1 protein-coding gene is annotated in these 268 nt (G+C 65.7%); it reads left to right on the top strand.

What is annotated here, in order from left to right; all coding sequences use genetic code 11:
• Window positions 1-268 (top strand): hypothetical protein (locus C1X29_RS29970; protein WP_256584425.1); only part of this gene is annotated, 268 nt, incomplete at both ends.

Raw genomic sequence — 268 nt, 5'->3', positions numbered from 1 at the left:
CGGTCGGCGTCGACCGCTTCGACGGCCGCGGGGCCCAGCACATCATCTCGCACACGATGGAAATGATGCTGGCGGCCATGAGCTTCATCTGGGGTGGCGTCTGCGATCGGCATCCCAAGTTGCGCGTCGGGTTCCTGGAGTCGGGCGGCGGCTGGATCGCGCCATGGCTCGACCGCATGGACCGCCACTTCGACGACCAGGGCTTCAACGATTCAGGCCTCAGCATGCGGCCGAGCGACATCTTCCGGCGCAACTGCTGGATCTCGTT

It is taken from the genome of Pseudomonas sp. GW456-12-10-14-LB2, assembly GCF_002884345.1.
Taxonomy (GTDB): Bacteria; Pseudomonadota; Gammaproteobacteria; order Pseudomonadales; family Pseudomonadaceae; genus Aquipseudomonas; species Aquipseudomonas paraglycinae.
Note: the sequence above shows the minus strand (reverse complement) of the source record. Positions and strands in the feature narration are given on the sequence as shown.